The organism is Kitasatospora sp. NPDC101801 (genome assembly GCF_044766665.1).
Lineage (GTDB): Bacteria > Actinomycetota > Actinomycetes > Streptomycetales > Streptomycetaceae > Kitasatospora.
The window spans coordinates 39,918-61,224 of sequence record NZ_JBIWML010000048.1; the positions used below are offsets into that span (position 1 = coordinate 39,918).

A 21,307-nucleotide genomic window follows, 5' to 3' on the forward strand; every position below is an offset into this window, starting at 1 on the left:
GTACCCATGGAAGGCGACATGTCCGTAGAAGCCCTGCCGGCCCCCGTCCGTACCGACTTTCCCACCGGCTTCGTCTGGGGCGCGGCCACCGCCGCGTACCAGATCGAGGGCGCCGCCGCCGAGGGCGGCCGCACCCCGTCGATCTGGGACACCTTCAGCCGGATCCCCGGCAAGGTCCGCAACGGCGACACCGGCGACATCGCCGCGGACCACTACCACCGCTACCGCGAGGACGTCGCGCTGATGGCCGAACTCGGCCTGGGCGCCTACCGGTTCTCGCTGGCCTGGCCGCGGATCCAGCCCGCCGGGAGCGGGCCGGCCAACGAGGCCGGGCTGGACTTCTACGACCGGCTGGTCGACGAGCTGCTGGCCAACGGCATCACCCCGGTCGCCACCCTGTACCACTGGGACCTGCCGCAGACCCTGGAGGACCAGGGAGGTTGGCTGAATCGCGACACCACCCACCGGTTCGCCGAGTACGCGAGTCTGACCGCCCGTCGGCTGGGCGACCGGATCGGCACCTGGACCACCCTCAACGAGCCGTGGTGCAGCGCCTTCCTCGGCTACGGCTCGGGCGTGCACGCCCCCGGCCGGACCAGCCCGGCCGAAGCGCTGACGGCGCATCACCACCTGCTGCTGGCACACGGCCTGGGCGTCGGCGCACTGCGGGCCGAACTGCCCGCCACCGCGCAGGTCTCGCTCACCCTCAACCTGGCCGCGGTCCGCCCGCTGACCGGGGATCCGGCCGACCTGGACGCGGCCCGCCGGATCGACGGGCTGGCCAACCGGATCTTCCTCGACCCGGTGTTCCGCGGCAGCTACCCGGCCGACGTGCTGGCCGACACGGCCGAGGTGACCGACTGGTCCTTCGTCCACGACGGCGACCTGGCCGAGATCTCCCGGCCGATCGACTCGCTCGGCATCAACTACTACACGCCGACCGTGGTGGCCGCCGACGACCCGGAGCACCCGGCACCGCGTCAGGACGGCCACGCCGGCGAGCTCTCGCCCTGGCCCGCCGACACCGGCGTGCGCTTCCTGCCCGCCGAGGGCAGCCGGACGGCGATGGGCTGGCCGGTGGACGCGGACGGCCTGTACGAGCTGCTCACCCGGCTGCGCGACGACCTGCCCGGGCTGCCGCTGCTGGTCACCGAGAACGGCGCCGCGTACGACGACTACAGCGACCCGTCCGGCGCGGTGCACGACCCGGAGCGGGTGGCGTACCTGCACGGGCACCTGGACGCGGTCCGCCGGGCGGCGGCCGACGGTGTGCCGGTGGGCGGCTACTTCCTCTGGTCGCTGCTGGACAACTTCGAGTGGGCGTACGGCTACGGCAAGCGCTTCGGCATGGTGCACGTCGACTTCGCCAGCCAGCGCCGGACGCCGAAGGACAGCGCCCGCTGGTACGCCGAGGTGATCCGCACCGGCCGACTGCCGCGCTGAGGCGGTCACGCACGTGGGCCGCCGCCCCGGACCTGACTCCGGGGCGGCGGCCCACCGCTGTGCTCACTTCTTCGGCGAACCGCCCATGGCGCGGTGCGTCCGGGTGATCGACTTCCACTTCTTCAGCCGCTCGGCGGCCAGCCGGGCGTCGGTCCGCGAGGCGATCCACTCGTTCTCGCGCTGGAGCTTCTCGTAGCTCTCCCAGCGCCGCTCGGAGATCACCCCGTCGGCGACGGCGGTCCGCACCGCGCAGCCGGGCTCGCTCCGGTGCCCGCAGTCGTGGAACCGGCACTCCTGCGCCAGCTCCTCGATCTCCGCGAACGCCTGGGCCAGCCCCTCGCCGCCGAACAGGCCGACGCCGCGCAGGCCGGGGGTGTCGATCACCACGCCGCCGCCGGGCAGCGGGATGAGCTCCCGGGTGGTGGTGGTGTGCCGGCCCTTCTCGTCCACCGAGCGGGTCTGCTGAACGGCCATCACCTCGGTGCCGATCAGCGCGTTGGTGAGGGTCGACTTGCCCGCACCGGACTGGCCGAGCAGCGCCGTGGAGCTGCCCATGCAGGCCCGCAGCACGTCGATGCCCTCACCGGTCTCGGCGCTGACCACCACCACGGCCACGCCGGGGGCGATCTGCTCGACGTCGGCCTTGACGAACTCGGCGTCGTCCACCAGGTCGGCCTTGGTCAGCGCGACCACCGGCAGGGCGCCGGACTCCCAGGCCAGGGCCAGGAAGCGCTCGATCCGGCCGAGGTCGGGCTCGGCGGCGAGCGAGGAGGCGATCAGGACGGTGTCGACGTTGGCCGCCAGCACCTGCCCCTCCGAGCGGCTGCCCGCGGTCTTGCGGATCACCGCCGTGGAACGCGGCAGCAGGGCCGAGACCGTCGGCATCGGAGCGGCCGTCAGGTCGACGCCCGCCCAGTCGCCGGTGCAGGCCCAGTTGGCCGGGTCCGGATCGCGGACCGGCCGGATGTCGGCGCGGACGGTGCACAGCTCGCCCGACCCTGGGTCGGTGAACAGCACGTCGCACATCCCCCGGTCGACCCGGGTGATCCGCGCGGGGGTGAGCCCGCCCTCGGCGAGGGGGGCGAAGAGCTCGTCGAGCTCGGGAGTCCAGCCGTAGTCGGCGAGGACGGAGGTGTCAGGGGAAATGCTGGATGCGTGAAGCAACGCGGTGGGGCCCTTCGGGAGGAATGCTGTCCCGGTGGGCGGCGGCTGCTGCGTGGAGAGCTGTGACGAGGTCAGCCGACGGCCGGGACGGAGAGGTGTGTGCGCGAGCTGCCCTGGGCAGCCGTGACCTGGGTGACAGCCACGAGGCTCACCTCCTGTTTTCCGTACTCGGCCCGCTTCTTCCACGGGCGCCAACAGACGATCACGCTAGCGGACCGGTCCGAGGGCGCGCATCCCGTTTCTGACCTGCGGTTCTCCGGGCCGCACGGACGGTAAGACCGTCGTCTCGGATGCTGAGAAGGCCGGACGGTCAGATCCCGTCCCACGGGCTGCGCGGGGCCGGCCGGTCGGTGTCCGGGGGCGGCGGCGGGCGGCGACGGCGGTGCGCGCCGCCGGAGGAGATCCGGCCGCGCACGTTGCCCGGCGGCAGGAAGTCGGCCCAGCGCTCGGGGTACTCGGACGGCACGTGGTCGTCGTCGTCCTCGTCCAGGTCCTCCTCCACGCCCTCGGCCAGGCCGAGCTCGCGGGCCAGCCGGGCCCGCTCCACCGCGCGCCGGGCGGTGACCTCGCGGACCACGGCGGCGGCCGCCTCCTCGCTGGCCCGCTCGTTCTCGGCGCGGGCGTCGGCGGTCTGCACGGTCGGCCAGCGGCGGTCTATGGCGGCGTTCATCGCGGCGCCGATCAGCACCGCGAGCGCGACCACGCCGATCCACAGCAGCACCGCCACCGGCGCCGCCAGCGAGCCGTACACCGAGCGCCCCTCGACCGAGCTGACCAGGTAGATCCGCAGCAGGACCGAGCAGAACACCAGCACCACCAGGGCCACCAGCGCGCCGGGAATGTCCTCCCGCCAGGGCGTGGAGACCGGGACGGCCACGTGGTAGAGGGTGGTGAGGAAGACGATCAGCAGGGTGATCGCGACCGGCCAGTACAGCGCGTCGATCAGCCCGGACCACTCGGGGAGCGCGTTCAGCACCAGCCCGGGGCCGGTCAGCAGCAGCGGCAGCACCAGTGAGCCGATCACCAGCGCGCCCAGGTAGAGGCCGAGCGACATCAGCCGGGTCTTCACCAGGCCGCGCTTGCCGTCCAGGCCGTACATCACCGTGATGGTGTCGATGAAGATGTACAGCGCCCGGGAGCCGGACCAGAGCGAGAGCAGGAAGCCGATCGAGATCAGGTCGGGCCGGCCGCCGTCGGCGAACACGCTGTTGAGCAACGGCCGGACGGTCTGGTTCACCGAGCTGGGCGAGAGCACCGTCCCGGCGGCCGTGATGATGTCCTCCTCCAGCCGCTCGATGGTGCCGGCCCCGAGGATGTCGTCGAGGTAGCCCAGGGTGCCCGCCAGGCAGAGCAGCAGCGGGGGGATGGAGAGCAGGGTGAAGAACGCCGCCTCGGCCGCGAGGCCGGTCACCCGGTACTCGACGCAGGTGTTGGTGGTGTCCTTGATCAGGCTCCAGACCGTCTGACGCCACGTCGACCGCCGCGCCCGCCGCCCGCCCTTGCCCCGTCGTCGCGAGGGCCGCTCGGCTGTTGTCCTGGTGGTTTCCCCTGCTGGCTGCACGCCCCTACGGTATCGGTCGGACGACGGCGGGCCGACGAGGCGCCTGATGCTCCCTCACCACCGCCCCCGGCGTGCCGCGCAGCGCCGGAGTCTCACTCCGTGAAACCATTCCGTCCACTATGCGGACGATAGTGGACCGGGGACAGTGCGCCGTGCGAATCTCTTGCCATGCCGAGCGCCGGAACCACCCTAGTTGGTCGACTTCACGTCGATCTCCTTCGCGTGTCCAGCGCCATCTGTCCGGTGACCTGAGCCCCACCCCGCCGCCACCACCGCACCCGGCGCTTACCACCTCGCCGTCCCCGCCGCAGCGGATGTGCGAGCCCCCGGCCAGGTCACTGCTTCCCCGATCCTCGCGGAACACCGCAGGTCACAGCAGGGCCACGCCTGGATGCTCACAGCCGCCACCAGAGCCACTGCCGTAAGGACTTCACCATGGCCCCCACCCCCGAACCGGTCGAGCCCCCGGTCGACGCCGCCCCGGCGCGCCGTCCCGCCGCCGCCCGCAAGGTGACCCGCCACCGTGGCGAGGGCCAGTGGGGGATGGGTCACCGCACCCCGCTCAACCCCAACGAGCAGTTCAAGAAGGACGACGACGGTCTCAACGTGCGGACACGCATTGAGACGATCTACGCCCAGCAGGGCTTCGCCTCGATCGACCCGGCCGACCTGCGCGGCCGGATGCGCTGGTGGGGTCTGTACACCCAGCGCAAGGAGGGGATCGACGGCGGCAAGACCGCGATCCTGGAGCCGCACGAGCTGGACGCCGAGTTCTTCATGCTCCGGGTCCGGATCGACGGCGGCCGTCTGACGGTGGCCCAGCTGAAGGCGATCGCCGAGGTCTCCGAGCAGTACGGCCGGGGCACCGCCGACCTGACCGACCGCCAGAACGTCCAGTACCACTGGATCCGGATCGAGGACATGCCCGCGATCTGGCAGAAGCTGGAAGCGGTCGGCCTCTCCACCACCGAGGCCTGCGGTGACACCCCCCGGGTGATCCTGGGCTCCCCGGTCGCCGGGATCGCCGAGGACGAGATCATCGACGGCACCCCCGCCATCGACGAGATCATGCGGCGCTTCATCGGCAACAAGGACTTCTCCAACCTGCCGCGCAAGTTCAAGTCGGCGGTCTCGGGTTCGCCGCTGCTGGACGTGGCGCACGAGATCAACGACATCGCGTTCGTCGGCGTCGAGCACCCCGAGCACGGCCCCGGCTTCGACCTCTGGGTCGGCGGCGGGCTCTCCACCAACCCCAAGCTGGGCGTCCGGCTCGGCGCCTGGGTCCCGCTGGACGAGGTCGCCGACGTGTACGGCGGCGTGATCGGGATCTTCCGCGACTTCGGCTACCGCCGGCTGCGCAACCGGGCCCGGTTGAAGTTCCTGGTCGCCGACTGGGGCGTGGAGAAGTTCCGCCGGGTGCTGGAGGACGACTACCTCAAGTACCAGCTGATCGACGGTCCCGCGCCGAAGGAGCCCAGCGGCACCTGGCGCGACCACGTCGGCGTGCACCGGCAGAAGGACGGCCGCTTCTACGTCGGCTTCGCGCCGCGGGTCGGCCGGGTCAACGGCAAGCTGCTCGGCCAGGTGGCCGACCTGGCCGCCGAGCACGGTTCGGACCGGCTGCGCACCACCGCCGAGCAGAAGATGATCGTGCTGGACATCCCGGCCGACCGGGTCGAGTCCCTGGTGGCCGGCCTGGAGGCGCTGGACCTGCGGGTCAACCCCTCGCCGTTCCGGCGCGGCACGATGGCCTGCACCGGCATCGAGTACTGCAAGCTCGCCATCGTCGAGACCAAGGAGCGCGGCCGCACGCTCATCGACGAGCTGGAGACCCGCCTGCCGGACTTCGCCGAGCCGCTCACCATCAACATCAACGGCTGCCCGAACGCCTGCGCCCGGATCCAGGTCGCGGACATCGGTCTCAAGGGCCAGCTGGTGACCGACGAGAACGGCGAGCAGGTCGAGGGCTACCAGGTGCACCTGGGCGGCGCGCTGGGCCTGGAGGCCGGCTTCGGCCGCAAGGTCCGCGGCCTCAAGGTCACCAAGGACGGCCTGCCCGAGTACGTCGAGCGCGTGCTCACCCGCTACCAGGCGGAGAAGAAGGACGGCGAGCGGTTCGCCCAGTGGACCGCCCGGGCCAGTGAGGAGCAGCTGTCGTGAGCGAGCGCGCCGCCCCCTTCCACTGCCCGTACTGCGGCGACGAGGACCTGCGCCCGTCCGAGGCCGGGCACGGGTCCTGGGAGTGCCACGGCTGCCGCCGGGCGTTCCAGCTGAAGTTCCTCGGCCTGCTGTCAACCACCAACGGGGGTGCGGCACATGAGTCTCGCGACTGACTACGAGGCGCTGGCGAACACCGCCGCCGTCGAGCTGGAGGAGGCCCCGGCGCAGGAGATCCTGCGGTGGGCCGCCGAGCACTTCGGCAAGCGGTTCTGCGTCACGTCCTCGATGGAGGACGCGGTGGTGGCCCACCTGGCCTCCTCGGTCTACCCGGGCGTGGACGTGGTGTTCCTGGACACCGGCTACCACTTCGCCGAGACCATCGGCACCCGGGACGCGGTTGCGGCGGTGATGCCGGTCAACGTCATCACCCTCAAGCCGCTGCGCACGGTGGCCGAGCAGGACGCCGAGCACGGGCCGAACCTGCACGACCGCGACCCGGACCTGTGCTGCTCGCTGCGCAAGGTCGAACCGCTCAACCGGGGGCTCGGCGGCTACGACGCCTGGGCCACCGGGCTGCGCCGGGACGAGTCCCCGTCCCGGGCGAACACCCCCGTGGTGGCCTGGGACGCCAAGCGCCGCAAGGTCAAGCTGGCCCCGATCGCCCGCTGGACCCAGGCGGACGTGGACGCGTACGTGGCCGCCAACGGGGTGCTGCTCAACCCGCTGCTGTGGGAGGGCTACACCTCGATCGGCTGCTCGCCGCTGTCCTGCACCGCCAAGCCGGGCGAGGGCGAGCAGGGCCGGGCCGGCCGTTGGGCCGGCTCGGGCAAGACCGAGTGCGGCATCCACCTCTAGACCTCTGATCCGCCGTCAACAACCTTCAGGAGAGAACCCCGTGAGCACAGACACACTGGCCGCCGACGGAGCCGCAGAGGCGGCCCCGCAGGCCGCCGCCTGCGAGCGCGGCGCCACCGTGTGGCTGACCGGGCTCCCCAGCGCGGGCAAGACCACGCTGGCCTTCGCGCTGGCCGAGCGGCTGCGCGCCGAGGGCCACAAGGTCGAGGTGCTGGACGGTGACGAGATCCGTGAGTTCCTCTCCAAGGGGCTGGGGTTCAGCAAGGAGGACCGGCACACCAACGTGGCCCGGATCGGCTTCGTGGCCGAGAAGCTGGCCGCCAACGGTGTGAAGGTGCTCGCCCCGGTGATCGCGCCCTACGCCGACTCCCGGGCGGCGGTGCGCGAGCGGCACGCGGCGCTGGGCACCGAGTTCCTGGAGATCCACGTCGCCACCCCGGTGGAGCTCTGCTCGGAGCGCGACGTCAAGGGCCTGTACGCCCAGCAGGCCGCCGGCGAGATCTCCGGTCTCACCGGGGTCGACGACCCGTACGAGGCTCCGGAGCAACCGGAGTTGCGCCTGCAGACCCAGGGCCGCGCGGTGGCCGAGTCGGCCGCCGAGCTGTACGCCTTCCTGACCGAGAGGGGCCTCGCATGACCACCGCCACGGACAGTCTGCCGGCCGTCGACAACCCGTTCACGCTGTCCCACCTGGACGCCCTCGAAGCGGAGTCGGTGCACATCTTCCGCGAGGTGGCGGGTGAGTTCGAGCGGCCGGTGATCCTGTTCTCCGGCGGCAAGGACTCGATCGTGATGCTGCACCTGGCGCTCAAGGCGTTCTGGCCCGCGCCGGTCCCGTTCACCCTGCTGCACGTGGACACCGGCCACAACTTCCCCGAGGTCATCGACTACCGGGACCGCACCGTCGCGAAGCACAACCTGCGCCTGCACGTCGCGCACGTCCAGGACTTCATCGACGACGGCCGGCTGCGCGAGCGCCCGGACGGCACCCGCAACCCGCTGCAGACCGTCCCGCTGCTGGACGCGATCGAGTCGAACAAGTTCGACGCGGTGTTCGGCGGCGGCCGCCGGGACGAGGAGAAGGCCCGGGCCAAGGAGCGGGTGTTCTCGCTCCGGGACGAGTTCGGCGCCTGGGACCCGCGCCGCCAGCGCCCCGAGCTGTGGAGCCTCTACAACGGCAAGCACGCGGTCGGCGAGCACGTCCGGGTCTTCCCGCTCTCCAACTGGACCGAGCTGGACGTCTGGCAGTACATCGAGCGGGAGGGCATCGAGCTCCCGGAGATCTACTACGCGCACCACCGCGACGTGTTCAAGCGCGACGGCATGTGGCTGACGGCCGGCGAGTGGGGCGGCCCGAAGGACACCGAGACGGTCGAGAACCGGCTGATCCGCTACCGGACGGTGGGCGACATGTCCTGCACCGGTGCGGTGGACTCGGACGCGGCGACCATCGCCGACGTGATCACCGAGATCGCCGCCAGCCGACTCACCGAACGTGGCGCCACCCGGGCGGACGACAAGATGTCCGAGGCCGCCATGGAAGACCGTAAGCGCGAGGGGTACTTCTAGCCATGAGCACCATCATCCAGACCAGCGCCACCTCGCTGCTCCGCTTCGCCACCGCCGGATCCGTGGACGACGGCAAGTCGACCCTGGTCGGCCGGCTGCTGCACGACTCCAAGTCGGTGCTCACCGACCAGTTGGAGGCCGTCGAGCACGCCTCCCGCAAGCGCGGCCAGGAGGCCCCCGACCTGGCGCTGCTCACCGACGGCCTGCGGGCCGAGCGCGAGCAGGGCATCACCATCGACGTGGCCTACCGCTACTTCGCCACCGCCCGGCGGCGGTTCATCCTGGCCGACACCCCCGGGCACGTGCAGTACACCCGGAACATGGTGACCGGTGCCTCCACCGCCGAGCTGGCCGTGGTGCTGGTGGACGCCCGCAACGGCGTGGTCGAGCAGACCCGTCGGCACGCCGCGGTGGCCGCGCTGCTGCGGGTGCCGCACGTGGTGCTGGCGGTCAACAAGATGGACCTGGTGGAGTACGCCGAGCCGGTCTTCGCGGCCATCGCCGAGGAGTTCACCGCGTACGCCGCCTCGCTGGGCGTCACCGACGTGGTGGCGGTGCCGATCTCGGCGCTGGCCGGGGACAACGTGGTGGAGCCGTCCGCGCACATGGACTGGTACGGCGGCCCGACCCTGCTGGAGCACCTGGAGACGGTGCCGGTGGGCAGTGACCCGAGCGAGCAGCCCGCCCGCTTCCCGGTCCAGTACGTGATCCGCCCGCAGTCCGGCGAGCACCTCGACTACCGGGGCTACGCAGGGCAGTTGGCCTCCGGCGTGCTGCGGGTCGGCGACCCGGTGACGGTGCTGCCGAGCGGCCACACCACCTCCGTCGCGGGGATCGACGCGCTCGGCGTCGAGACCGACATCGCCTGGGCACCCCAGTCGGTGACGGTGCGCCTGGCCGAGGACATCGACATCTCGCGCGGCGACCTGATCGCGGGCGGTGCGACCCTGGTCCCCACCAAGGACGTGGTGGCCACCGTCTGCCACCTCAGTGACCGTCCGCTGCACGTCGGGGCGAAGGTGCTGCTCAAGCACACCACCCGGACGGTTCGCGCGCTGGTCAAGGAGATCTCCTACCGGATCGACATCGACACCCTCGAACAGCGCTCCGGCGCCGAGGGGTTGACGGTCAACGAGATCGGCCACGTGGTGCTGCGCACCGCCGAGCCGCTCGCCCTCGACGACTACCGCGTCAACCGCCGGACCGGATCGTTCCTGCTGATCGACCCGGCCGACGGCACCACCCTCACCGCCGGCATGGCGGGCGAGGCGTTCGACACCGTGCGTACCGATGCTGATGGGGAGGACTGGGTCTGATGCCCAGCGAGGCGTTCTCGGGCATGGACAAGGAAGGCGGCCGCATCGGCAGCGGCGTCCTCGGCAGTGGCCAGGGCGGACTGACGCGATGTGCGGGCGGACAGGGGCACTGACCCCCTGTCACCGGGGGTGGCCGCTTCCCACAGCAGAAGCCGCCCCCGGCTTGCCGGCACCGTTCCGTGCCTTCATCCGACTTACTTTCTTTCCTGCACGAAGAGGACGACTTCCATGACTTCGCACCAGTTCCTCCCCGGTCGCACCAGACGGACCGCCGTCGCCGCGGTGGCCACCGTCACCGCCTTCGGCCTGCTGACCGCCTGCGGCTACGGCTCCGACAGCAAGGACAAGGCGGCCGCTCCGGCCGCCTCCTCCTCCGGCGCGGCCAAGCTCTCCGCCGACACGGTGAAGATCGGCTACTTTGCCAACCTGACCCACGGCACCCCGCTGGTCGGCCTCAAGGAGGGCCTGTTCCAGAAGGAGCTGGGCAGCACCCAGATCAAGACCCAGATATTCAACGCCGGACCGGCCGAGATCGAGGCGCTGAACGCGGGCTCGATCGACATCGGCTGGATCGGCCCCTCCCCCGCGATCAACGGCTTCACCAAGTCCAACGGCGAGGCCCTGAAGATCATCAGCGGCTCCGCCTCGGGCGGCGTCCGCCTGGTCGTCAACCCCGACAAGATCAAGTCGGTGGACGACCTCAAGGGCAAGAAGATCGCCACCCCGCAGATCGGCAACACCCAGGACGTGGCGCTGCTCAGCTTCCTGGCGGGCAAGGGCTGGAAGGTCGACCCCAACTCGGGTGCCGGTGACGTCTCGGTGGTCCGCTCGGACAACAAGGTCACCCCGGACGCCTACAAGTCGGGCTCCATCGACGGCGCCTGGGTGCCGGAGCCGACCGCCTCCAAGCTGGTCACGCTGGGCGCCAAGGAGTTGCTGAACGAGAAGTCGCTCTGGCCGGACAAGAAGTTCGTGATCACCAACATCATCGTCTCGCAGAAGTTCCTCAAGGAGCACCCGGACGTGGTGGAGGCCGTGCTGCGCGGCTCGGTGAACACCAACGCCTTCATCAAGGCGAACCCGGCGAAGGCCAAGGAGTCCGCCAACGCCGCGATCAAGGAGGCCGCGGGCAACGCCCTCGAGGCGGCCGTCCTCGACCCGGCCTGGGCCGACATCGACTTCATCGACGACCCGCTGGCCGCCACCCTCCAGACCGAGGCGGACAACGCGGTGACCGCCGGCCTGCTCAAGAAGCCGACCCTCACCGGGATCTACGACCTGACCCTGCTCAACAAGGTGCTCAAGGAGAAGAGCCAGGCCGCCGTGGCGGACGCCGGGCTCGGCACCAAGTAGCGGTTCTCCCAAGCTCCGTGGTCCGTGCCCCCGCCCAGCCCAGTCGATGCCCGTCGCCGGGCCGGGCGGGGCCGGACCCCGGCTCCCGAACTTCCCCTTCCGCCAGACCAGTCACCCAGGAGGTGCCCGGATGACCACGGCACTGACCACCTCTACGATCGCCACGGGCGCCGGGGTCCTCGACGGCGCACCCGCCGTCCGGATCTCGCACGTGCACAAGTCCTTCGGCCGCCCCGGCGCCGCCACCCACGTGCTGGACGACATCACCCTCGATGTCGCGCCCGGCGAGTTCGTCACCCTGCTGGGTGCCTCCGGCTGCGGGAAGTCGACCCTGCTCAACCTGGTCGCCGGTCTCGACAAGCCCTCCGCCGGCAGCATCGAACTCCCCGGCCACCGGCCCGCGTTGATGTTCCAGGAGCACGCGCTCTTCCCCTGGCTGACGGCCGGCAAGAACATCGAGCTGGCGCTGCGGCTCGGCGGCACCCCGAAGGCCGAACGGCGCGCCGAGGCGGAGCGCCTGCTGGAGCTGGTCCGGCTCACCGGCTCGCACACCAAGCGGGTCCACGAACTCTCCGGCGGCATGCGCCAGCGCGTCGCGCTGGCCCGGGCACTGGCCCAGGGCAGCGACGTGCTGCTGATGGACGAGCCGTTCGCCGCTCTGGACGCCATCACCCGCGACGTGCTGCACGACGAGCTCACCCGGATCTGGGCCGAACGCAAGCTCACCGTCCTGTTCGTCACCCACAACGTCCGCGAGGCCGTCCGCCTCGCCCAGCGGGTCGTCCTGCTCTCCTCGCGCCCCGGCCGGGTCGCCAAGGAGTGGCGGATCGACCTGCCGCAGCCCCGCCGGATCGAGTCCGCCGGTGTGGCCGACCTGTCCATCGAGATCACTGACGAACTCCGTGGGGAGATCCGCCGCCATGGCCAGCACTGACACCGCCCCCGTCCCGGAGAAGACCGTTCTGGACAAGACCGGCGCGGCCGACGTCGGCGCCGGCCTGGACGCCCTGGACGCCGTGGTCACCCAGCGGACCCCGCTGCTCACCGTCCTCCGGGAGAAGGCCCTCCCCCCGCTGGTCGCGGTCGCGCTGGTGCTCGGGGTCTGGCAGCTCGCCTTCAACCTGGAGCTGACCGACGAGTACAAGCTGCCCAGCCCCGGCATGGTCTGGGCCTCGCTCAGCGACCTGTGGGCCCAGGGCACGCTGTTCAGCATCATCTGGACCAGCCTCTGGCGCGGCCTGTCCGGCTTCGCCGCCGCCGTGGTGATCGGCACCCCGATCGGCCTGCTGGTCGCCCAGGTCAAGCCGGTCCGCGCCGCCATCGGCCCGATCCTCTCCGGCCTCCAGTCGCTGCCCTCGGTGGCCTGGGTCCCCGCCGCGGTGATCTGGCTCGGCGTCAACCCCTCGACCATGTACGCCGTCATCCTGCTCGGCGCGGTGCCCTCGGTCGCCAACGGCCTGGTGGCCGGCATCGACCAGGTCCCGCCGCTGCTGCTGCGGGCCGGCCGGACCATGGGCGCCACCGGCCTCTCCCGGGCCCGGCACGTGCTGCTGCCCGGCGCACTCCCGGGCTACCTGGCCGGGCTCAAGCAGGGTTGGGCCTTCTCCTGGCGCTCGCTGATGGCCGCCGAACTGATCGCAGCCTCCCCCGACCTCGGCGTCGGCCTCGGCCGGTTCCTGGAGAACCAGCGCGAGTTCAACGACATGTCCGGCGTGCTGCTCGGCATCATCCTGATCCTGATCGTCGGCGTCGCCATCGACCTGCTGTTCTTCAGCCCGCTGGAGCGCCTCGTGCTGCGCAACCGCGGCCTGCTGGTCAGCAACCGATAGGACCGTGACCATGCACCTCGGCCGGCTGCCCGCACCCGCCCGCACCACCGGTGCGGGCAGTCCCGCCCTGCTGCTGATCGCCCACGGCAGCCGCGACCCCCGGCACGCCGCCACCGTGGACGAGCTGGTCCGGCTGATCGGCTCGACCCGCCCCGGGCTCCGGGTCGGCGCCGCCTACCTGGAGCACTCCGCTCCCCGGCTGGCCCAGGTGGCCGACCGGTTCCGGACCGCCGTCGCCGTCCCGCTGCTGCTCAACCGGGCCTTCCACGCCCGTACCGACATCCCGGCCGCGCTCACCGAGGCGGGCCTGGACCTGCCGCTGGCCGACGTGCTCGGGCCCTCGCCGCTGCTGCTGGCCGCCCTGGACCGCCGGCTCGCCGAGGCCGGTTTCGACCCGGCCGAGGCGCACCGCACCGGCCTGGTGCTGGCCGCCGCCGGGTCCTCCGACCGGGCCGCCAACGCCGCCACCCGCGCGGTGGCCGCCGAGTACCGCCGCACCCGGGGCTTCGCCGCCGTCGAGGTCGCGCACGCCTCCGCCGCACCGCCCCAGCCGGCCGACGCGGTCGCCGCGCTGCGGGCCCGGGGGCTGCGTCAACTCGCGGTCGCCCCATACCTGTTGGCGCCGGGCCTGCTGCCGGACCGGATCACCACCGCCGCCCGGGGTGCCGGGATCGAGCTGATCGCACCGGTGCTCGGCGCCGCTCCGGAGATCGCCGACCTGCTGCTCCAGCGCTACGACCGGGCCCGCGCCTCGGCCGCCGTGGCGGCCTGAGACGCAGCGTCAGAGCCGGGCCAGGCGCAGCGCGTCCGCCGAGGCAGCGGCCGCCAGCAGGTCCACGTCCCCGGGGGCTGACCGCGCTGATCGCCCGGCTGGGGACCGAACATCCTGACGCCGCACGCTGGTTGGCCGAGCACCAGGTGCCGGAGCGGGCCGGCAGCGCCAAGGACATCGCGCACGAGACTGCCGGCCTGCTGCGACCGGCCAGCTGGTGCTGCGGGCCGAGGAGGACCTCCAGTCGGTGGTCTTCCTGCCGCGGGACCAGGAGACCTCCGAGTGGCTCGACCGGCTGCCGGTCAGCCGCTGAACGCGGCCCGGAGACGCCGCAGGGGCGACCGGCTGTTCGCCGGTCGCCCCTGGGCGGGAACCCTGATCGGGTCGGGTCGGATCAGTCGGACTTGCGGCGCTGCCGGCCGGTGCCGTAGTTGGAGCCGCTCTTGGTGCCCGAACCCGGCTTGCTGGCGGCCGACTTGCCGATGAACCCGGCAGCCGTCCGGCCGTTGCCCGCACCGGCCCGGCCGGAGCCGGCGCCGGTGGCGGCACCCGCGCCCATCCGCTGCTTGGCGCGCGGGCGGCGGGCGTTGCCGTTCATGTCCACGTCGGCCGGCAGACCGGAACGCTTCGGGGCGGCGCGGCGGCGCGGCTGGGCCGGGGCGGCCGGCGCCGTGCCGGGGGCGGCCACCGGGACCAGCGTGACCGCCACACCGGTGGGCGTGCGGGCGCCGGTGATCCGGGCCAGCTCGGCGTCGCCGGGGCGGACCTTGGTAGTGGTCGGCCGGATGCCGGCGGTGGTCATCAGCCGGGTGACCTCGCGGCGCTGCTCGGGCAGCACCAGCGTCACCACGGTGCCGGACTCGCCGGCCCGGGCGGTCCGGCCGCCACGGTGCAGGTAGTCCTTGTGGTCGATCGGCGGGTCCACGTTCACGACCAGGTCGAGACCGTCGATGTGGATGCCACGGGCCGCCACGTTGGTGGCGATCAGCGCGGAGATCTGCCCGTCCCGGAACTGCTCCAGCACCCGGTTGCGCTGCGGCTGGGACTTGCCGCCGTGCAGCGCCGCCGCCTTGACCCCGGCCGCCAGCAGCTGCTTGGCCAGCCGGTCGGCGCCGTGCTTGGTGTGCACGAACATGATCATCCGGCCCTCGCGGGAGGCGATGTGCGCCGTCACCGAGACCTTGTCCGCCACGTCCAGCTGGAGCACGTGGTGGTCCATCGTGGTGACCGCGCCGGCCGACGGGTCGACCGAGTGGGTCACCGGGTCGGTCAGGAAGCGGCGCACCAGGCGGTCCACGTTCCGGTCCAGGGTGGCCGAGAAGAGCATGGTCTGGCCGCCCTCGGCGACCTGCTCCAGCAGCTTGGTGACCTGGGGCAGGAAGCCCATGTCGGCCATCTGGTCGGCCTCGTCCAGCACGGTGATCTGCACGTCGTCCAGCCGGACGTCCTGACGGTTGATCAGGTCGTCCAGCCGGCCGGGGGTGGCGACCAGGACCTCGGCGCCGCGGCGGACCGCGTTCGCCTGCCGGGTGATCGACATGCCGCCGACCACGGTGGTGATCCGCAGGTTGACCGCGGTGGCGTACGGGGTGAGCGCGTCGGTGACCTGCTGGGCCAGCTCACGGGTCGGCACCAGCACCAGGGCCAGCGGACGGCGGGCGTCGGCGCGCTTCCCGGCGGTGCGGGCCAGCATCGCCAGACCGAAGGCGAGGGTCTTGCCGGAGCCGGTGCGGCCGCGGCCGAGCACGTCACGGCCGGCCAGCGCGTCCGGCAGGGTGGCGGACTGGATCGGGAAGGGCTCGGTGACGCCCTCCTTGCCGAGCGCCGAGAGCAGGCCCTTGGGCATCTCCAGCTCGGCGAAGGTGGCGGCCGGCGGCTTGGCCGGGGTGCCCTCGACGACGGCGAAGTCGGCGGGCTGCTGCTGCTGGGCGGCGGCGCGCTGCGGGCGGCGGTTGCCACCGCCGGTGCGGGCGAGGCCGCCGCTGCTGGTACCGGTGCGCTGCTGCTGCGGGCGGCCGGTGGACTGCTGCGGGCTGCGACGGTTGCGCGGCGGGCGGGCAGGCGTGGTCATGTGTTCTCCGTCCTGGGCGGCCGATGGCCACGGGGTGCGTGGCGAAGGACCAGAAAGTGGCACCCCCGGCGTGGAGCTGGGGGAGTTCGGCCGTCAGGAGTCGTGTGCCGCCCCGGCCGTTCGGCGGCATGAGCGAGGGCCCGCACCGTGCGGTGCGGGCCCTCGCTACGCGTTGTTCAGGTTCAGCCGACGAGGCGGATGTTCTCGGCCTGCGGGCCCTTCTGGCCCTGCGTGACGTCGAACTCCACGTGCTGGCCCTCAACGAGCTCACGGAAGCCATTGGCCTGGATGTTGGAGTAGTGGGCGAACACGTCCGGGCCGCCACCCTCCTGCTCGATGAAGCCGAAGCCCTTTTCGCTGTTGAACCACTTCACGGTGCCGGTAGCCATAACCGTCTCCTTCTACTGGGGCAAGGGAACCCACACTTCGTAGGCCCCAAGTAGCCGCGATCCCCATCCGGAGGTTGAAACACCGGACAAAACAAATGCGCCTGTTGGTTGGTACCAGCAGGCGCACACGTACGTTCATGGGAACCAAAACTGCAACTGCTCCGACTGTAGCACGACGGCCCCCGAGATGATCGGAGAATTTCCCCCGATCGGCCCACCGACACACGCCGTTCACGTAGCACGCTCACCTGCGCCGGAGCGGTGGGCGGCATGATCGCCGCCCACCGCTCCGGACACCGGGTCAGTGCCGTCCGGCCGGCTCCGGCTGCTTGTCCGGCGAGGGCTGCGGGTCGTGCCCGGGCAGCGCCGCGTGGCCGGGCCACCAGGCGGCCTTGCCGAGCAGCGCGGTCAGCGCCGGGGTGAAGAACAGCGCCATCACGAAGGCCGACACGATGATGCCGAAGGCCACCGAGAAGCCGATCTCGCTGAAGAAGATGTTGCCCGCGAGCAGCATCGTGCCGAAGGTGCCGGCCAGGATGAAGCCGGCCGCCGCGACGGTCGGACCGCCGTGCTTGACCGCCAGCGCCGCGGCCTCCCGCGGGCTGTGGCCCTCGGCCGCCTCCTCACGGAGCCGGGCGATCATCAGGATGTTGTAGTCGGTGCCGATCGCCACCACGAACAGGTAGATCAGCATCGGCAGCATGAACATCAGGCCGCTCTCGCCCTGGACGTGCTGGAACATCAGGCTGGTGGCGCCGATGGTGGCGGTGAAGCCGAGACCGACGGCCACCATCAGGTACCAGGGCGCGACCGCGCTGCGCAGCAGCAGGCCCAGGATCAGCATGATCAGCACGGCCGCGATCGGGAAAACCAGCGAGTAGTCGCGGGCCATCGCGGAGTTGATGTCCTTGTAGACGGAGGTCAGACCGCCGACGTACGCCTCGGTGCCGGCCGGGGCGGAGGCGTGGGCCACCTCGCGCAGACCGGTGACGGTGTCGATCGCCTTGTTGGTGGCCGGGCCGTCCTTGAGCATGACGGTGAAGTCGGCGGTGCCGCCGTCCTGGCTCAGGTTGGGCTTCGGGAATGCCTGGGCCACCCCGTCGACCTTGCCGAGCGCGGCGGCGTAGCCCTCGAACGAGGCCGGGTCGAGCTTGGCCCCGTCCTTGCCGGTCAGGTAGACGTGGCTCGGGTCGGCGGCGCCGGCCGAGAACGCCGTCATCAGGGTGTCCTGGACAACCATCGACTCCTTGGTCTTCGGCATCGAGCCGGCCGCCAGGTCGAAGGTGCCCTTGTAGCCGAACGCCGCCGCCGAGAAGGCCAGCAGCAGACCGCCGGAGACCAGCGCGACCATCAGCGGACGACGCTTGACGGTCTCGCCGAAGACGGCGAAGCGGGCGTTCTTCGGCTCGCGCTGCCACGCCTTCGAGGGCCAGAACAGCACCTTCTCCGGGATCAGCGACAGGATCGCCGGCACCAGGGTGACCGAGGCGATCGCGGTGACGCCGACCGCGATGGCCAGCGAGGGGCCCATCGCCTTGAACATGCCGAGGCTGGAGAGCAGCAGCACGCTGAACGCCACGATCACGGCGCCGGCGGCGGAGGTGATCGCCTCACCGACCCGGCCGACCGCGTTGGCCACCGCGTCCTTCCGGCTGTCCCCGGCCCGCAACCGCTCGCGGTAACGGAACATCAGGAACAGGAAGTAGTCGGTGCCGACCCCGAACAACACGATGATCAGGATCGCCGAGACCGAGTTGTCGGCCTTCAGGCCGAACGCCTTGACCGCGTACCCGATCAGGCCGTTGGCCACCATCGAGTAGACGAAGACCGAGATGACCGGCAGCAGCGCGATGATCGGGCTGCGGAAGATGATGCCGAGCGTGAGCATGATGATCACGATCGTGCCGATCCCGATCAGCGCGTTGGCCAGCTCGGAGGAGTCCTTCTGGTCCAGGTTCTGCGCGGCCTGGCCACCCAGCTGGACCTTGAGGGCGCTGCCCTCGGCCAGCTGCTTGGCGTCCTCGCGCAGCTCCTTGGCGGAGTCGGCGGCCTCGGGCTTGTAGGCGGCGTCCTTCTCCATGCCGACCATCGAGAGGGCGTACTTGCCGTCCTTCGAGGTGCTCTGCGGGGTCACCGGGGTGACCTGCTCGACGAACTTGATCTTCTTGGCGGTCAGGCCGTCGACGACCTTGGTCATCGCCGCCTTGTCCGCCTCGCCGAGCGGGGCGCCGTCGGTACGCTCGAAGAGCACCATGGCCGACGGGGTGAAGTTGGCGGGGAACGCCTGCTGCTGCACGACCGAGGCCCGGATGGACTCGTAGTGCCGCGGCAGGAAGTCGCTCGCGTCGCTCTGGGCGGTCAGCTTGGGCGCGGTCGCGACGATGGCGACTGCGGCGACGATCCAGGCGAGGATCACCCACCAGGCGCGCTTGACGACGAATTGTCCGATCCGGTGGAACATGCTCGCTGTGCCTCCTGGGCATGGTTCACCGCAGCCCTTGGGGGACGGGACACTGGGCGACGGCTGTGAGCGGCCGGGCCCTGAGGTCCCTAGCCGGTCGGCAGGTAAGTAAGTGTGAGCATCGTACGTGAGCCGCCCCACGACCGGGCAGGCGGGCTCCGGTCGGTGCACCCCCCGGACCGTCGAGCGGCCCCTCCCCCCATCCTGACCCGGCCCGGACCCTGCTCACCTCCTGCTCCAGACGGAGACGCCTCCCCCTCAGGGTGGAGTGCCGCCGTCCGGGAGGAGGAGACCGGGCCGGCGGTCCCGACTGCGCGATGATGCTCGGATGAGCACTTTCGACGTCGCCACCGCCCGCGCCCTGCTGACCCGCGCCTGCGCGGCCGCCGGACTCCCGGAGCCGACGGCGGCGGAGCTGCTGGCGTTCGGCGAGAACGCCGCCTTCGACCTCGGCGACCCGGCGGTGGTGGCCAAGGTCGGCCGGGGCCCCGCCGTGGCCGAGCGGGCGGGCCGGGAGCTGGCCGTCTCCGGCTGGCTCGCCGGGCAGGGCATCCCGGTGGTCCGCCCCTACCTGCCGGAGCCGGTGCTGCCGGACGGACACCCCGTCACCTTCTGGCACCGGCTGGCCCCCGCCGTCCGCCCGGCCCGGCCCGTCGACCTGGCCCCGCTGCTGCGGGCGCTGCACGCACTGCCGGCCCCGCCGTTCCCGCTCGCCCCGCGCGAGCTGCTCGCCCCGGTGGACCGCTGGCTGGCGAGCGCGGACGGTCACGTGGACCCGGCGGACGTCGCGTTCCTGCGGGCCCGCCGGGCCGAGTACCGGGACGCGATCGCCGAGCTGGTGCCGGAGTCGCCCCCCGGGGTGATCCACGGCGACGCCCTGCCCCGGAACGTCCAGGTCGGCCCGGACGGCCCCGTCCTGCTCGACCTGGAGACCGTCTCCGGTGACCTGCGCGAGCACGACCTGGTGGTGCTCGCGCTCAGCCACGACCGGTACGGCGTCCCCGCCGAGGACTACCTGGCCTTCACCGAGGCGTACGGCCGGGACGTCCGGGACTGGCCCGGCTTCGCGGTGCTGCGCGGGGCCAGGGAGACCGCCAGCGCCTCCTGGGTCGCCCAGCGGGCCCCCGGGAACCCGGCCGCACTGGCCGAGTTCACCCGCCGGGTCGCCTCGCTCCGGGACGGGGCCACGGCGGTGCGCTGGTACCCGTTCTGACCGGGCCGGTTCGTACGCATCTTCGGAACCGGCCCGTACGCTCCTGACGTCAGATCGGGCAGACGCCCTGCCCGGGCGGCCGGTACGACGTCAGGAGTCGTCGCCATGCGGACCAGCTTCGCCCAGCAGACCCGGTACGGCCTCGCCGCACTGCTCGCCGCCGCACTCCTGGCCTCCTGCACCAACTCGCCCCAGGACGAACCGAGTTCGTCCGGGTCGAGCAGCGCCGCCGGCTCCGCCTCGGCGACTCCGACCGCGCCGCCGACCCCGCCGTCGTCACCCTCGCCGTCGCTGCCGCCGCTGCCCGCCACCAGCCCGTCGGCGAGCAGCGAGCCGCCCCGCCCGGCGCCGCCGACCAGCAGGCCCAGCCCGTCCAAGCCCGCGCCGCCCGCCCCGGCCACCCCCAACCCGCCTGCGCCACCCGGGACTTCGACCTCGGTGGTGCGCAGCACCGCCTCCGGCGGACGGACCGTGGCGCTCACCTTCGACGACGGCCCCGGCCCGGCGACCGGCCAGGTGCTCGACCTGCTCGCCCGGTACGGCGTCCGGGCCACCTTCTGCCTGACCGGCCGGAACGCCACCGCCTACCCCGCCGTCGTCCAGCGGATCAGGGCCGAGGGGCACCGGCTCTGCGACCACAGCGTGAGCCACCCGCAGCCGTTCGCCGCGCTCTCGTACCAGCGGCAGGAGTACGAGATAGTCGCCGCCGAGGAGATGATCCTCAAGGCCGGCGGCGCGGGCACCAGGATCCCGTGGTTCCGGGCCCCGGGCGGCGGCTTCACCGTAGACAACCAGCGGATCGCCGCGGCCAACGGCCTGCGCCCGCTCGGCTGGTCGGTCGACCCGCGCGACTGGAGCCGCCCGGGCGTCGCCGCCATCGTCGGCACCGTCCAGCGCGAGCTGCGCCCGGGTGGGGTGGTGCTGCTGCACGACGCGGGCGGCGACCGCTCGCAGACCGTCGCCGCCCTACGGCAGTTGCTGCCCTGGCTGACCGCCCAGGGGTACGGCTTCGACTTCCCGGCGGTCTGACCGGGGGGCCGAGCACGGCACGACCGGCTAGGCCGTGTTTTAGGAAGCGCGGGCGGCCATCCACTTGGTGAGGTCGCCCGTGATGCGGTCGGTGCTGGTCTCGACGGTCACGTCGTGTTCGC

19 protein-coding genes are annotated in these 21,307 nt (G+C 72.1%); 14 read left to right on the forward strand and 5 right to left on the reverse strand.

Annotated features, from left to right (window positions below; all coding sequences use genetic code 11):
• Positions 1-18: 18 nt before the first annotated feature.
• Positions 19-1,443 carry a GH1 family beta-glucosidase gene (locus tag ACIRPK_RS32840; RefSeq protein WP_403045493.1) on the forward strand — a complete coding sequence of 475 codons (1,425 nt, stop codon included), beginning with the start codon at positions 19-21 and terminating at the stop codon, positions 1,441-1,443.
• A gap of 63 nt (positions 1,444-1,506) precedes the next feature.
• Here ACIRPK_RS32840 and rsgA read toward each other — a convergent pair whose 3' ends face one another.
• Together rsgA and ACIRPK_RS32850 are read right to left on the reverse strand one after the other, a co-directional pair.
• Positions 1,507-2,607: a ribosome small subunit-dependent GTPase A gene (gene rsgA / locus ACIRPK_RS32845; protein WP_403045495.1), complete on the reverse strand. Its 1,101-nt coding sequence runs from the start codon at positions 2,605-2,607 to the stop codon at positions 1,507-1,509.
• A 310-nt stretch (positions 2,608-2,917) separates the two neighbouring features.
• Positions 2,918-4,168, reverse strand: coding sequence for a YihY/virulence factor BrkB family protein (locus tag ACIRPK_RS32850; protein ID WP_403045498.1), 1,251 nt, complete (start codon positions 4,166-4,168; stop codon positions 2,918-2,920).
• Positions 4,169-4,336: 168 nt separating this feature from the next.
• Between ACIRPK_RS32850 and ACIRPK_RS32855 the strand changes: the two genes are divergently transcribed.
• The 11 genes from ACIRPK_RS32855 to ACIRPK_RS32905 all read left to right on the forward strand — a co-directional run bounded on the left by ACIRPK_RS32855 (position 4,337) and on the right by ACIRPK_RS32905 (position 14,022).
• The gene (locus ACIRPK_RS32855; RefSeq protein WP_310593185.1) at positions 4,337-4,420 is read left to right on the forward strand and encodes a putative leader peptide; all 84 of its coding nucleotides are present in this window, start codon (positions 4,337-4,339) and stop codon (positions 4,418-4,420) included.
• A gap of 183 nt (positions 4,421-4,603) precedes the next feature.
• Positions 4,604-6,328, forward strand: a complete 1,725-nt coding sequence (locus tag ACIRPK_RS32860) for a nitrite/sulfite reductase (RefSeq protein ID WP_403045500.1) — start codon at positions 4,604-4,606, stop codon at positions 6,326-6,328.
• Complete coding sequence (locus ACIRPK_RS32865) at positions 6,325-6,501, forward strand: hypothetical protein (RefSeq protein ID WP_403045503.1); 177 nt, start codon at positions 6,325-6,327, stop codon at positions 6,499-6,501. Before ACIRPK_RS32860 ends, ACIRPK_RS32865 begins: the two co-directional genes overlap by 4 nt.
• Positions 6,485-7,183 (forward strand): phosphoadenylyl-sulfate reductase, encoded by a 699-nt coding sequence (locus ACIRPK_RS32870; protein ID WP_403045505.1) that lies wholly within the window; start codon positions 6,485-6,487, stop codon positions 7,181-7,183. Before ACIRPK_RS32865 ends, ACIRPK_RS32870 begins: the two co-directional genes overlap by 17 nt.
• Before the next feature lie 55 nt (positions 7,184-7,238).
• Positions 7,239-7,820: an adenylyl-sulfate kinase gene (gene cysC / locus ACIRPK_RS32875; RefSeq protein WP_403045533.1), complete on the forward strand. Its 582-nt coding sequence runs from the start codon at positions 7,239-7,241 to the stop codon at positions 7,818-7,820.
• Complete coding sequence (cysD, locus tag ACIRPK_RS32880; protein WP_403045508.1) at positions 7,817-8,752, forward strand: sulfate adenylyltransferase subunit CysD; 936 nt, start codon at positions 7,817-7,819, stop codon at positions 8,750-8,752. The genes cysC and cysD overlap by 4 nt, the downstream gene beginning before the upstream one ends.
• A gap of 2 nt (positions 8,753-8,754) precedes the next feature.
• Complete coding sequence (locus tag ACIRPK_RS32885) at positions 8,755-10,068, forward strand: sulfate adenylyltransferase subunit 1 (protein WP_403045510.1); 1,314 nt, start codon at positions 8,755-8,757, stop codon at positions 10,066-10,068.
• A gap of 228 nt (positions 10,069-10,296) precedes the next feature.
• Positions 10,297-11,421 carry an aliphatic sulfonate ABC transporter substrate-binding protein gene (locus ACIRPK_RS32890; protein ID WP_403045512.1) on the forward strand — a complete coding sequence of 375 codons (1,125 nt, stop codon included), beginning with the start codon at positions 10,297-10,299 and terminating at the stop codon, positions 11,419-11,421.
• A gap of 130 nt (positions 11,422-11,551) precedes the next feature.
• A complete protein-coding gene (locus ACIRPK_RS32895) occupies positions 11,552-12,355 on the forward strand; it encodes an ABC transporter ATP-binding protein (RefSeq protein ID WP_403045515.1) in 804 nt (267 codons plus the stop codon).
• The gene (locus tag ACIRPK_RS32900) at positions 12,342-13,250 is read left to right on the forward strand and encodes an ABC transporter permease (protein ID WP_403045518.1); all 909 of its coding nucleotides are present in this window, start codon (positions 12,342-12,344) and stop codon (positions 13,248-13,250) included. The genes ACIRPK_RS32895 and ACIRPK_RS32900 overlap by 14 nt, the downstream gene beginning before the upstream one ends.
• A gap of 10 nt (positions 13,251-13,260) precedes the next feature.
• Positions 13,261-14,022 carry a sirohydrochlorin chelatase gene (locus tag ACIRPK_RS32905; RefSeq protein ID WP_403045536.1) on the forward strand — a complete coding sequence of 254 codons (762 nt, stop codon included), beginning with the start codon at positions 13,261-13,263 and terminating at the stop codon, positions 14,020-14,022.
• Between the two features lie 394 nt (positions 14,023-14,416).
• On the opposite strand, the gene ACIRPK_RS32910 is transcribed toward ACIRPK_RS32905, so the two are convergent.
• The 3 genes from ACIRPK_RS32910 to ACIRPK_RS32920 all read right to left on the reverse strand — a co-directional run bounded on the left by ACIRPK_RS32910 (position 14,417) and on the right by ACIRPK_RS32920 (position 18,943).
• Positions 14,417-16,093, reverse strand: a complete 1,677-nt coding sequence (locus ACIRPK_RS32910) for a DEAD/DEAH box helicase (protein ID WP_403045521.1) — start codon at positions 16,091-16,093, stop codon at positions 14,417-14,419.
• Between the two features lie 182 nt (positions 16,094-16,275).
• Positions 16,276-16,482, reverse strand: a complete 207-nt coding sequence (locus tag ACIRPK_RS32915) for a cold-shock protein (protein ID WP_403045523.1) — start codon at positions 16,480-16,482, stop codon at positions 16,276-16,278.
• Positions 16,483-16,783: 301 nt separating this feature from the next.
• Entirely contained in the window at positions 16,784-18,943 is a 2,160-nt protein-coding gene (locus ACIRPK_RS32920; protein ID WP_403045526.1) for an MMPL family transporter, read from the reverse strand.
• A 328-nt stretch (positions 18,944-19,271) separates the two neighbouring features.
• Here ACIRPK_RS32920 and ACIRPK_RS32925 point away from each other — a divergent pair, with 328 nt between their 5' ends.
• Positions 19,272-20,156 carry a phosphotransferase gene (locus ACIRPK_RS32925; RefSeq protein WP_403045528.1) on the forward strand — a complete coding sequence of 295 codons (885 nt, stop codon included), beginning with the start codon at positions 19,272-19,274 and terminating at the stop codon, positions 20,154-20,156.
• Between the two features lie 105 nt (positions 20,157-20,261).
• Positions 20,262-21,185 carry a polysaccharide deacetylase family protein gene (locus ACIRPK_RS32930; RefSeq protein WP_403045531.1) on the forward strand — a complete coding sequence of 308 codons (924 nt, stop codon included), beginning with the start codon at positions 20,262-20,264 and terminating at the stop codon, positions 21,183-21,185.
• The last annotated feature ends 122 nt before the right edge of the window (positions 21,186-21,307 follow it).

Coding starts and splice junctions, on each gene's coding strand:
- ACIRPK_RS32840 (WP_403045493.1), top strand. CDS start 19: ATGTCCGTAGAAGCCCTGCCGGCCCCCGTCCGTACCGACTTTCCCACC.
- ACIRPK_RS32855 (WP_310593185.1), top strand. CDS start 4,337: ATGCCGAGCGCCGGAACCACCCTAGTTGGTCGACTTCACGTCGATCTC.
- ACIRPK_RS32860 (WP_403045500.1), top strand. CDS start 4,604: ATGGCCCCCACCCCCGAACCGGTCGAGCCCCCGGTCGACGCCGCCCCG.
- ACIRPK_RS32870 (WP_403045505.1), top strand. CDS start 6,485: ATGAGTCTCGCGACTGACTACGAGGCGCTGGCGAACACCGCCGCCGTC.
- cysD (WP_403045508.1), top strand. CDS start 7,817: ATGACCACCGCCACGGACAGTCTGCCGGCCGTCGACAACCCGTTCACG.
- ACIRPK_RS32885 (WP_403045510.1), top strand. CDS start 8,755: ATGAGCACCATCATCCAGACCAGCGCCACCTCGCTGCTCCGCTTCGCC.
- ACIRPK_RS32890 (WP_403045512.1), top strand. CDS start 10,297: ATGACTTCGCACCAGTTCCTCCCCGGTCGCACCAGACGGACCGCCGTC.
- ACIRPK_RS32895 (WP_403045515.1), top strand. CDS start 11,552: ATGACCACGGCACTGACCACCTCTACGATCGCCACGGGCGCCGGGGTC.
- ACIRPK_RS32900 (WP_403045518.1), top strand. CDS start 12,342: ATGGCCAGCACTGACACCGCCCCCGTCCCGGAGAAGACCGTTCTGGAC.
- ACIRPK_RS32905 (WP_403045536.1), top strand. CDS start 13,261: ATGCACCTCGGCCGGCTGCCCGCACCCGCCCGCACCACCGGTGCGGGC.
- ACIRPK_RS32910 (WP_403045521.1), bottom strand. CDS start 16,093: ATGACCACGCCTGCCCGCCCGCCGCGCAACCGTCGCAGCCCGCAGCAG.
- ACIRPK_RS32915 (WP_403045523.1), bottom strand. CDS start 16,482: ATGGCTACCGGCACCGTGAAGTGGTTCAACAGCGAAAAGGGCTTCGGC.
- ACIRPK_RS32920 (WP_403045526.1), bottom strand. CDS start 18,943: ATGTTCCACCGGATCGGACAATTCGTCGTCAAGCGCGCCTGGTGGGTG.
- ACIRPK_RS32925 (WP_403045528.1), top strand. CDS start 19,272: ATGAGCACTTTCGACGTCGCCACCGCCCGCGCCCTGCTGACCCGCGCC.
- ACIRPK_RS32930 (WP_403045531.1), top strand. CDS start 20,262: ATGCGGACCAGCTTCGCCCAGCAGACCCGGTACGGCCTCGCCGCACTG.